The 9,776-nt window shown below is 45.5% G+C and carries 7 protein-coding genes, 5 tRNA genes and 1 pseudogene; 9 read left to right on the top strand and 4 right to left on the bottom strand.

The genetic code is table 11. The features are described from left to right. Positions 1 to 42: 42 nt before the first annotated feature. The 6 genes and pseudogenes from BM358_RS06315 to BM358_RS06290 all read left to right on the top strand — a co-directional run bounded on the left by BM358_RS06315 (position 43) and on the right by BM358_RS06290 (position 1,814). Positions 43 to 117 (top strand) — tRNA-Gly (locus BM358_RS06315). A 7-nt stretch (positions 118 to 124) separates the two neighbouring features. Next, positions 125 to 201, top strand: a tRNA-Arg gene (locus BM358_RS06310). Positions 202 to 213: 12 nt separating this feature from the next. Then, a tRNA-Leu gene (locus BM358_RS06305) sits at positions 214 to 293 on the top strand. Between the two features lie 7 nt (positions 294 to 300). Continuing rightward, positions 301 to 374 (top strand) — tRNA-Pro (locus tag BM358_RS06300). 10 nt (positions 375 to 384) lie between these two features. Then, positions 385 to 454: transfer RNA gene (locus BM358_RS06295), tRNA-Gly, on the top strand. 897 nt (positions 455 to 1,351) lie between these two features. Continuing rightward, positions 1,352 to 1,814: pseudogene (locus BM358_RS06290) on the top strand (phage tail protein). A 497-nt stretch (positions 1,815 to 2,311) separates the two neighbouring features. On the opposite strand, the gene BM358_RS06285 reads toward BM358_RS06290, so the two are convergent. Together BM358_RS06285 and BM358_RS06280 are read right to left on the bottom strand one after the other, a co-directional pair. Next, positions 2,312 to 3,142, bottom strand: a complete 831-nt coding sequence (locus tag BM358_RS06285) for an SDR family oxidoreductase (RefSeq protein ID WP_028542668.1) — start codon at positions 3,140 to 3,142, stop codon at positions 2,312 to 2,314. Positions 3,143 to 3,188: 46 nt separating this feature from the next. Continuing rightward, positions 3,189 to 3,941 carry an SDR family oxidoreductase gene (locus BM358_RS06280; RefSeq protein WP_028542667.1) on the bottom strand — a complete coding sequence of 251 codons (753 nt, stop codon included), beginning with the start codon at positions 3,939 to 3,941 and terminating at the stop codon, positions 3,189 to 3,191. A 167-nt stretch (positions 3,942 to 4,108) separates the two neighbouring features. On the opposite strand from BM358_RS06280, the gene BM358_RS06275 reads away from it, so the two are divergent. Continuing rightward, positions 4,109 to 4,765 carry a TetR/AcrR family transcriptional regulator gene (locus tag BM358_RS06275; protein WP_049828502.1) on the top strand — a complete coding sequence of 219 codons (657 nt, stop codon included), beginning with the start codon at positions 4,109 to 4,111 and terminating at the stop codon, positions 4,763 to 4,765. 332 nt (positions 4,766 to 5,097) lie between these two features. After that, positions 5,098 to 6,396, top strand: a complete 1,299-nt coding sequence (locus BM358_RS06270; protein ID WP_371263052.1) for a collagen-like domain-containing protein — start codon at positions 5,098 to 5,100, stop codon at positions 6,394 to 6,396. 363 nt (positions 6,397 to 6,759) lie between these two features. Here BM358_RS06270 and BM358_RS06265 read toward each other — a convergent pair whose 3' ends face one another. Further along, entirely contained in the window at positions 6,760 to 7,611 is an 852-nt protein-coding gene (locus BM358_RS06265; protein ID WP_028543247.1) for an aldo/keto reductase, read from the bottom strand. 346 nt (positions 7,612 to 7,957) lie between these two features. After that, a complete protein-coding gene (locus BM358_RS06260; protein WP_023987240.1) occupies positions 7,958 to 8,440 on the bottom strand; it encodes a MerR family transcriptional regulator in 483 nt (160 codons plus the stop codon). A gap of 176 nt (positions 8,441 to 8,616) precedes the next feature. On the opposite strand from BM358_RS06260, the gene BM358_RS06255 reads away from it, so the two are divergent. Then, complete coding sequence (locus tag BM358_RS06255; RefSeq protein WP_028543246.1) at positions 8,617 to 9,750, top strand: NADH-dependent flavin oxidoreductase; 1,134 nt, start codon at positions 8,617 to 8,619, stop codon at positions 9,748 to 9,750. Positions 9,751 to 9,776 lie beyond the last annotated feature (26 nt).

Here is a 9,776-nt window from a genome sequence, read left to right as displayed (position 1 = left end):
TTGACGTGGGGGTTCAAGTCCCTCCACGCGCATCTTGTTTTTGCGGACGTGGCTCAGCGGTAGAGCATCGCCTTGCCAAGGCGAGGGTCGCGGGTTCGATTCCCGTCGTCCGCTCCACTTATTAGTCCCCTTAGCTCAGCTGGATAGAGCGTTTGACTACGAATCAAAAGGTCGGGAGTTCGAATCTCTCAGGGGACGCCATTAACTTCATAAGCCGGTGTGGCGGAATTGGCAGACGCGCGCGACTCAAAATCGTGAGGGAAACCGTGGAGGTTCGAGTCCTCTCACCGGCATCTATTTCGGGATGTAGCTCAGCTTGGTAGAGCACCTGGTTTGGGACCAGGGGGTCGTGTATTCAAATCGTGTCGTCCCGATAAATTAATGGCGGGTGTAGTTCAATTTAGAACTCCAGCCTTCCAAGCTGGTAGCGTGGGTTCGATTCCCATAACCCGCTTTATATAGATGAAAAAGAAGAGATGGCTTATTTTTATGCCATCTCTTCTTTTTACTTTTAAACTATTCCTATCCACATGACAACCAGTAGAAACTCCAAGGCAATCTCCTCCGTTCCTTTGCGTTATTAACATACATAGGCAACTTCCAGAATTCTTATTTTCTGATCTCCTCCATATACTTAAGTTTCAGTTCGCAGTTCAGTTCTTGAAGGAAATATCAGCATGCAGACAGAAAATCTCATCAGAAATTGCCCCACCTCCTGCACCCCGCAACCTAACTTTGTTATCGGCGAGAGAAGCAACCGCTCCAGATCCAGACCTTCAATCTGCTTAACTATCGGTCAATGGGCTTTGAGCGAAGCGCTGACCGAGTCATCTTCGTCTGAGAAGCAGCCAGTACACCCCGCTCTGATCCCGGACCTCGAACAGGGTCACTACTTCAACAGTTGAAGATATCCGATCCGGGTAACGAAGAAGTCGCTCGGGTGGTGCCGAGCACATAGGCTTCGTACTCATTTGGTTTACGTATGCGGGTATTCCCCTTCCATGCAGAGGGGTTTTCCCAAACAAACATGGCCTAACGGCCACCATCATGAATGAAAATGTCTTGGCTTGTGAATCTGAACCTCCTTAATGGAAGTACAGGGCACAGGCCGAGATTTTTTTGGTAGGACATACTCTGAGTCCTTAATTTCCCGACCTCAAGGAACTATAGGCAGCATCGTATTGTCTCGCTGGTCGAATATTTAAAGCGGTGTTGGTGAATACCAGTCTATGTGAACACTATTTAACAAACTAACTAACAAATTCGCCATTCAAATCTTCTCTTGAATCGATTTTGGTGAAATGTGGACTCCTGCTGTTAGGGCGTAAAGAGAGAAGAGGAGGAATAGAAATTGTCGTATCTGGTTGATTTTAAAGATGTGTCTACGGTTGGTTTAGAGCCTTCACCTGTAGCAGAAGCGCTTGCGGGTTTACGTGCTAATGAAGCCCGTTATTTTATGAATAAATACAAGTATGAATTTACGGTTGTACCCGCTAGCGAAAGCCAGGAGAGCCTTGATTATGTGAACCGAATTTTGATAGAAGAACGTGATAATGCGTTTGCGGCTAAACCTTTAGAAACGTCGCGTTTTCAAGTGGAAAATATCCAATTCACCTACGTTTTTTATGAGGATGGTCTTGCAATCAATGTCATGTATACGGTGGATGACTCTAAAAAGCGGGCCGTTGGTTTTAAGCTTTCTGAGGGGATGGAGGTACCAAAAGAGTTAGAAGAGAAGTTTAAGTTTGCTAGGCAGGAGTCTAAACTAGCTGGAACAATCCGGGGCTTCTTTTGTAATTAAAGGACAATATTAAAGTAAGCAAAAGCGCAAACGGAGGAATCCATCCCCTTATTCTCTTTGCAAAAAAATGTGAAATCAAAGAAAGGGCTATCCCGCAAAAGGATGGCCCTTTCTTTGAAGGAATGATGAAAAGCAATTTTGATTGAGAAAATGCTAGAAATAATAGGGAAAGATACCGCTTATCATATGATTATCATACAGGAAGATCGCGGGTAGTCTCTGATAAGGAGGCTATTTTTCGAGAACTTGCCCTTCAGCCAACGTGGTGAACCATACCATAAGTAAAGACGAAAAATTTTCTTGGGGGAAGTGACCTAACAATACGATTAGCCAGAATAGTTCGATGCGAATGAAGATAACAACACTCAGTGTGGTATACATTCGTGTTGATCTCGTGTTTTAATATCCAAACTTCTATTTCATACATGTTGTTGCTAGTCTATGTCTTGCTTCGCTTTTCTCAAGTGCTTTATTAAGCGGCCCATGATCGATTCTCGGTCTCGCCTCCAATCAGTTGTTGAAGTAGTGAGACTGTTCGAGGTCGTGGATTAGTGCAGGCTGCACAGGCCGCCATCCCAGAAGTTCCTGAGTTGCAACGCTTGATCTCGGGATATCGAGCGCTGCAAGTGTACTGAGGAAGCCGAAGTGGGTGTCTGCTTCTTCACGTGAAATGCTGACTACAGGCACGTTCAGATGTTTACCGATAACACTTGCGATGTCGCGAAATGGCACTCCTTCATCTGCGACCCCATTTAGTCGTGAACCTGCGGGCGCCTTTTCTAACGCAAGGCGGTATAGATGTGCGGCGTCAAGGCGGTGCACAGCCGGCCAACGGTTGGTCCCCTCTTCCACATAGGCTGAGAAGCCCTTCGTTTTGGCAATGTTGATCAGTCTCGGCAAAAATCCTGTGTCACCCTCACCGTGTACCGAAGGACAAAGCTCTACGATCGATGTCCGTACTCCGCGGTCAGCCAGCAATAACGCTACGTTTTCTGCTGCCACTCCATTGGCGTGCGTGGTGATCACGAATGGCTTACCAGACCCTTCCAGCGCCGCTCCCATCGCTTCAACGGCGTGCAGATCTGCTGTGAGTGCCCTGGCGAAGTTCGAGAAGTCGTGATTGAATGCCAGATGAATAATGCCATCCGCAGCCGCCGCACCACTACGAAGGCTGTCGAGATCGTCGATGTCACCGCGGTGCACTTCGGCCCCGGCCTCTTTTAGTTTCGCAGCGCTATTGTCTGAGCGCACAAGACCGACGACTTGATGACCCGCATCCATGAGTTCGCGGACGACAGCGGAACCGATGTAACCTGTTGCTCCTGTTACGAAAACACGCATCATAAAATCCCCCTTAAGCTTCTAACCATTGTTGTATAAATTATAATTACCACGCGATGGGTCCATCCTCATCTGAGAACGTTCCTGTTGGACCGTCCGCACCAATCATCGCAAGCCGGACCGCTTCACGCGCCCCTTGTTCAACACTACGAGTGCCAGCAAAATTATTGAGCGCAGTCGATGTAAAGCCTGGACATGCCGCATTGACCTTGATGTTTGTCGATTCAAGCGCAAAGGCAAAGGCAAGTGTCACCGCATGAACAGCCGATTTTGACGCCGAATAGGCCCCAAACATCGCACGATGTGAGTTTTCCGGAATGGAGTTCCAGCTAAGGGAGCCGCCGGTGCTGCCCATGTTGACGATGCGTGCTGCCGGAGCCTCACGTAAAAGTGGCAACATGGCCTGGGTGACAGCAATGACACCAAAAACATTAGTTTCATAAACCGAACGAATGTCTTCGAGCGAAGCAACGGTCAAAAGACCGCTCGTCGCGCCACTGCTCGGAAACGGATCGCTCGGTTTACCTGCGTGTGATATGGCCGCATTGTTCACAAGGACATCGAGACGACCAAATTCGTTCCGAATACGCTCTGCTGCAGCAACAATGGAGTCCTGATCGGTAACGTCGAGCTGTAGAGCGTGCGCATCCGAACCGATGCTTTTGGAGGCAGTTTCTCCTTTCTCGAGGCTGCGTGATCCGACGAGCACGGTGAAGCCGTTTTCCGCTAGATCCTTGGCAATTTGTAAACCTATTCCTTTATTGGCGCCGGTGATCAAGGCTACGGGTTTGTCCTGCATAATCGTAATCTCCTTTTTGGTATGGGATACCACCTATATATTTCCGGTTGGATGTGGGATAATGATATTAAATCACACAAAAACGAAACTGTAAAGTTCCGGAACTAAGCAGTTTCTTAATATATATTTTAAAAGGAGCTAAGTTTATGAGTAAAATAAAAAAGGAAATGTCTGAGAGGGCCGAATTATCTGAGGTTGTGGCAGAAAAGCCTGCACAAAAATTGGGCCGCAAGCGAGATCACACGCGGGATGATAAAATCCTTGAGGCGGCAATCGCCATCCTCGCCGATACGAGTTTCGATGGTATGACAATGGACATGGTCGCGGCTCGAGCAAAGGCTGGGAAGGCGACGGTTTACCGCCGCTGGTCTTCCAAGGCGGAGTTAGTCCGAGACGCCTTGGCCTGGATGAATCGAAATCATCTTGAGCTCGAAAGCTTGCCTGATACAGGAACCTTGCGCGAAGATCTCCTCGTGCTTTTGAAGCCGCAATCGATCGCGGAAGAAGAACGAAAATTTCGAGTCCTAGCGGGCCTAGGCTCCTTTTTGCAGCATCCGGAATTTGCCGAAGCAGGAACAGCCGGGATTTTCGAGCCATGGGTTGTTGTGAACCGCGAGCTTATGAACCGAGCCGTCGTCCGCGGTGAAATTCCCGCTCACGCGGACATTGAGATGGCTTGTCAGGTCATTACTTCAGTGGCTTCTTTTCGCGGACTCATCCAGCGCAAACCGTTCGACAAGCCTTTCTTCACAGCGCTAATCGATGGCATTCTACTGCCTGCACTCAAAAACCCGCAAACAGCTCCAAATATTATGGACAGATGATGACCAGGCGCTTACCAGAAGAATCTACAAGGTGGATCAATCACAGAAATGATTCAACTAACGGGAAACGATATTTGAATTTAGAACAGGGAGCACACTGCCACTGTGAGGTACAAAAAGAGACCCAAATGTGATTTTGGTTGACGCAGTGAAGGATGATTAAATTTTGTAATCATACTGAAAGAGTGTTGTGGTTTGTGAAATAACAGCACCCTACTAAACACCCAATATTCTAAAAATGGTTTTTAGTCTAGCGAATAACCGGCTATTCGTCCATGCCTAAAATAAACAACTCACGTACACTAAACTATCTTTATAGGGAGGTGTCGTTGTTGAGTTGTCCGGATAAAAAAAATCGTGCAAAAAGAAAACCACAATTGTTTGCCATCCAAAAGAAAAGAAAAAAGAAACTGTTGAGTTTTCTGTATAAAAAAAAATCGTGCAAAAAGAAAACCGCAATTGTTTGCCATCCAAAAGGGAAAAAAAAGAAACGACGTCTTCTAGTTATTAAAAAAATAGTGCGGGTACCGTGTCCCCCACCTAAAGGTCAGCAATTACTTCAAGGACTTGCGGGAGCAATTGCAGAAGCTGGACCTCAAGGACTTGCAGGAGCACTTGGCCCCCAAGGATTGGCAGGGCTTGCAGGAGCGATAGGCGCACTTGGTCCCGAAGGACTTGCAGGAGCACTTGGCCCCCAAGGATTGGCAGGACTTGCAGGAGCGATAGGAGCACTTGGTCCCGAAGGACTTGCAGGAGCACTTGGCCCCCAAGGATTGGCAGGGCTTGCAGGAGCGATAGGCGCACTTGGTCCCGAAGGACTTGCAGGAGCACTTGGTCCCCAAGGACTTGCAGGGATTGCAGGAGCACTTGGGGCGCTTGGCCCTCAAGGACTTGCAGGAGCACTTGGTCCCCAAGGACTGGCAGGGATTGCAGGAGCGATAGGTGCACTTGGCCCCGAAGGACTTGCAGGAGCACTTGGCCCACAGGGACTTGCAGGGATTGCAGGAGCAATTGGCGCAGCTGGATTGGCAGGACCAGCAGGACCAGCAGGACCAGCAGGGCCAGCGGGACCAGCAGGAGCAGCAGGAGCAGCAGGACCAGCAGGGCCAGCGGGACCAGCAGGAGCAGCAGGGCTAACAGGTCCAGCAGGAGCAACAGGAGCAACAGGAGCAGCAGGAGCAACAGGAGCAGCAGGACCAGCAGGTGGAGTATTAGGCTTTGCAGATTTCTTTGCCTTGATGCCTCCTGATAATGCAGCAACTGTTGCTCCCGACACGGACGTGAGTTTTCCGCAAGATGGTCCAATCAGTGGGACTGCAATTACCCGTATAAATGCGAGTTCTTTTAACTTGGCTACAATTGGCACTTATCAGGTTTTGTTTCAGGTAGGTGTAAACGAACCGGGTCAACTCATTTTAACACTCAACGGCGCTGACCTGGCTTATACGGTGGTCGGGCGTGCAACAGGTACTTCTCAAATAGTAGGAATGGCTCTTGTACAAACAACGGTCATTAATTCAGTACTCACAGTGCGAAATCCTGCTGGCAATGCCGCGGCACTCACGATCACTCCATTAGCTGGAGGAACAAGACCAGTTTCCGCGCACCTTGTTATTACGCAGGTTGCATAGAGGGAAAGAAATGCAGTATTTTTCGATAATAATGCCAATATCAAATAGAGGCCGCCCTCAATATTTCTGCGGTGCAATAATTTGGTAAGGGGACATTGTGCTCCTACGACATAAATGTATTGCTTTGTAGCGATCACCGCCGACAGGGGCGTTTCTCCAGACATCTGTGATGGGGGACGTCCCTTCTTTGATAAATGTATTAAACTAAGCGTACACGATAGTTCAATAAATACATTGATACCGTAAACGAAAAAAGAGGAGTAGATTTCCTTAGGGCATCTACTCCATACTTCTAACGGTTATTGTTAAATTGTTGGTTCTTTTGGCGTAATCAAAACCTACGGGTGATCTTTTGAAAGAGGGTTAGATATCGAGTTTACGGCTACCGATCCATTTCACCATGTCAGGATCGCGATGTGAAAAGAACAGGCTCTGTTTCGTATCTAACGTAGTAATCGACTCCATATCCTCTTGGTTTAACTCAAAGTCAAAGATATCGAAGTTTTCGATAATTCTTTCTTTACGAACAGACTTTGGAATCACAACAACTTCTCTTTGTGTCAACCAGCGTAAAACCACCTGAGCAACGGATTTATTATACTTTTCAGCTATGGCTGCCAATATCTCATGCTGGAACAAGTTATTTTTCCCTTCAGCAAAAGGCGCCCAGGATTCGATCTTAACGTTATTCTCTTTCATGAATTTTGCATTTTCAATTTGCTGATTGAATGGGTGCGTTTCAACCTGGTTTACGGCAGGAACTACTTCATTATGAATAATCAAATCGATCAGGCGATCCTCATGGAAGTTACTAACGCCGATTGCACGGACCTTTCCTTCACGATACAATTCCTCCATAGCGCGCCAAGAACCAAATACATCTCCATATGGCTGGTGAATTAAATACAAATCCAAATAATCCAACTGCAATCTTTCCAGTGATTTTTCAAATGCCTTTTTTGTACGCTCATAACCAGTATCCTGAACCCAAAGTTTCGTAGTGATAAATAACTCCTCTCTTGTCACGCCACTTCGATTAATCGCTCTGCCAACTGCTTCTTCATTTAAATAAGAGGCAGCGGTATCTATCAACCGATAGCCTGCCATAATAGCGTCATAAACACTTTGTTCACATTCATTTGCATCTTGGATCTGATAAACACCAAAACCGAGTATAGGCATCTCAACACCATTGTTCAAAGTTACTTTTTGCATATAAAATCCTCCAGTATTTTTAATTATTATGTGTAAATCAACTACAATCCATATTCATAACAGACACCCACTTCACATCCTTATTATGCACCAGATGACAAAGCGATCGTTATCCCGTTCGTGCCAAATGTTTGCCTAATCCTCTCACTACCACCTACAACTTAATTTAATTCGGGGTTCAACTAACGGAAAACGATAGTTGAATTTAGAACAGGGAGCACACTGCCGCGGCAAATGCTCCCTCTTTCATTGAAGTAACAGGCAGATTGGTGCAATATCCGTCAAAATTAAATACACAAAAAAATTGACTTCGAGTGTACTCGAAGCCGTAGACTATCTTCTAAGATCAAGCATGAACTTTTGACGCTGATTTGATATGTTCCGGTATATCGTACTTTTCTCCACATTCTGGGTTATTGTTAACTGGATTCCAGGTATCGTCTAATTGACCAGCCAAAACACTTTCGTAGTAAGCCTTCTTCTCTTTTATGTGCATTAATTGAAGGTTGTACTCATGGATCTTCGCTTCTAGTTCTTTTTCTTGTTTTACAACAAGCTCAGCCCTTTCAGGAATCGTCTCATCACCTTGCAAACACATAGCAATGTAATGTTTGACTTCTGAAATCGGCAATCCTGAAATACGAAAGCAATGCACCATTCGCAACCAATCCAGATCATGTTCAGAGAATAAGCGATTGTTTCTGCCGTCTCTCGAAACGAAAGGTATTAATTGTTGGTCATCATAGTAACGGATCGTATGTTTTGTAAGGCCAGTTATTTCAGATACATCTTTTACCGTATATTTTGGTTCATGTAATGTCTGATTCAAAATTTCGAACCTCCTTGCTATTGACTTCGAGTTACTCGAATACTTTATGATGTCATTGTACCAATGTTGTGAGCGCTCATCAACTGGTAATCTCCTCTGGGAATGCGAATAAATGCTTTAACTTAAGACAACAATTACTACAGTTTATAAATGAATAACTAGAAAGAGGTTAGAAAATGAACGCAAAATATAACAAACTATTTGAATCCTTTACACTCAAAAATGGAATCGACCTTAGAAATCGAGTCATTATGGCGCCTATGACAACTTGGGCCAGTAATGACGATTACACGATTTCAGATGAAGAAGTAAATTATTATAAAAAAAGAGTGAACGGTGTAGGTTTGGTTATAACAGGCTGTACGCATGTCCAACCAAACGGTATAGGTTTTACGCATGAATTTGCAGGCTATGACGATACATTTATTCCAAGTTTACGAAAATTAGCCGATGCGGCGAAAAGTGGAGGAGCTCCTGCGGTACTTCAAGTTTTCCACGCAGGCAACAAAGCACTTCCGACCTTAACTCCAAATGGAGATGTGGTAAGTTCCAGTGCTGTACAGACTGAAGCTACGGCATTTGCTCCTTCTGTTTTGCCGAGAGCACTTTCACATGATGAGATCATGGAAGTAATTCGTACATTTGGAGAAACAACAAGACGAGCCATTGAAGCAGGATTTGATGGCGTTGAAATTCATGGTGCACATGGATTTTTGCTGCAAAACTTCTTTTCTCCATTCTTCAACAGACGTGAGGATCAATGGGGAGGTTCTTTAGAAAATCGCTTGCGCTTTCCGTTGGCGGTTATTCAAGAAATGAAAAATGTGATTCGAAAATTTGCTACAAAACCGTTTATATTGGGTTACAGGCTTTCTCCTGATGAACCAATTGAAGGTGGTCTGCGAATGAAAGATACCTATACATTAATTGATCACCTGATTGAAGAAGGTGTCGATTATGTGCATGCTTCACTCGTAAATGCGCTCTCGTTAAAGCCGTTCGATAGTCAGGATGAAAAAACATATCTTGAATTAATTATAGAACATGTAAATGGCAGATTGCCTGTAATGGCAGCTGGTGCTATGGACACTCCGGATGACGTTGTAACGGCTTTAGATAAGGGGCTGTCCTTAGCGGCTATTGGTCATACGTTAATCATGAATCCAGACTGGGTAGAAAAGGTTCAAAGTGGACAAGAGTCTGAAATCCAAACAGCGATAAAGGCTTCAAAAGTTAGTGAGCTTGAACTTCCGGAAAAACTTTGGGGTGTCATCCAAGCTTCAGGTCCATGGTTTCATATCGAAGAATAACATTTTTATTGTTATCACGTTTTCAT

Source organism: Paenibacillus sp. cl130, from assembly GCF_900116035.1.
In the GTDB taxonomy this organism is placed as follows: domain Bacteria; phylum Bacillota; class Bacilli; order Paenibacillales; family Paenibacillaceae; genus Paenibacillus; species Paenibacillus polymyxa_B.
Note: the sequence above shows the minus strand (reverse complement) of the source record. Positions and strands in the feature narration are given on the sequence as shown.

Excerpts from the sequence above, each read along its gene's own strand:
- BM358_RS06285 (WP_028542668.1), bottom strand. The coding sequence starts at position 3,142 with ATGCGTGTTTTCGTAACAGGAGCAACAGGTTACATCGGTTCCGCTGTC.
- BM358_RS06280 (WP_028542667.1), bottom strand. The coding sequence starts at position 3,941 with ATGCAGGACAAACCCGTAGCCTTGATCACCGGCGCCAATAAAGGAATA.
- BM358_RS06275 (WP_049828502.1), top strand. The coding sequence starts at position 4,109 with ATGTCTGAGAGGGCCGAATTATCTGAGGTTGTGGCAGAAAAGCCTGCA.
- BM358_RS06265 (WP_028543247.1), bottom strand. The coding sequence starts at position 7,611 with ATGCAAAAAGTAACTTTGAACAATGGTGTTGAGATGCCTATACTCGGT.
- BM358_RS06255 (WP_028543246.1), top strand. The coding sequence starts at position 8,617 with ATGAACGCAAAATATAACAAACTATTTGAATCCTTTACACTCAAAAAT.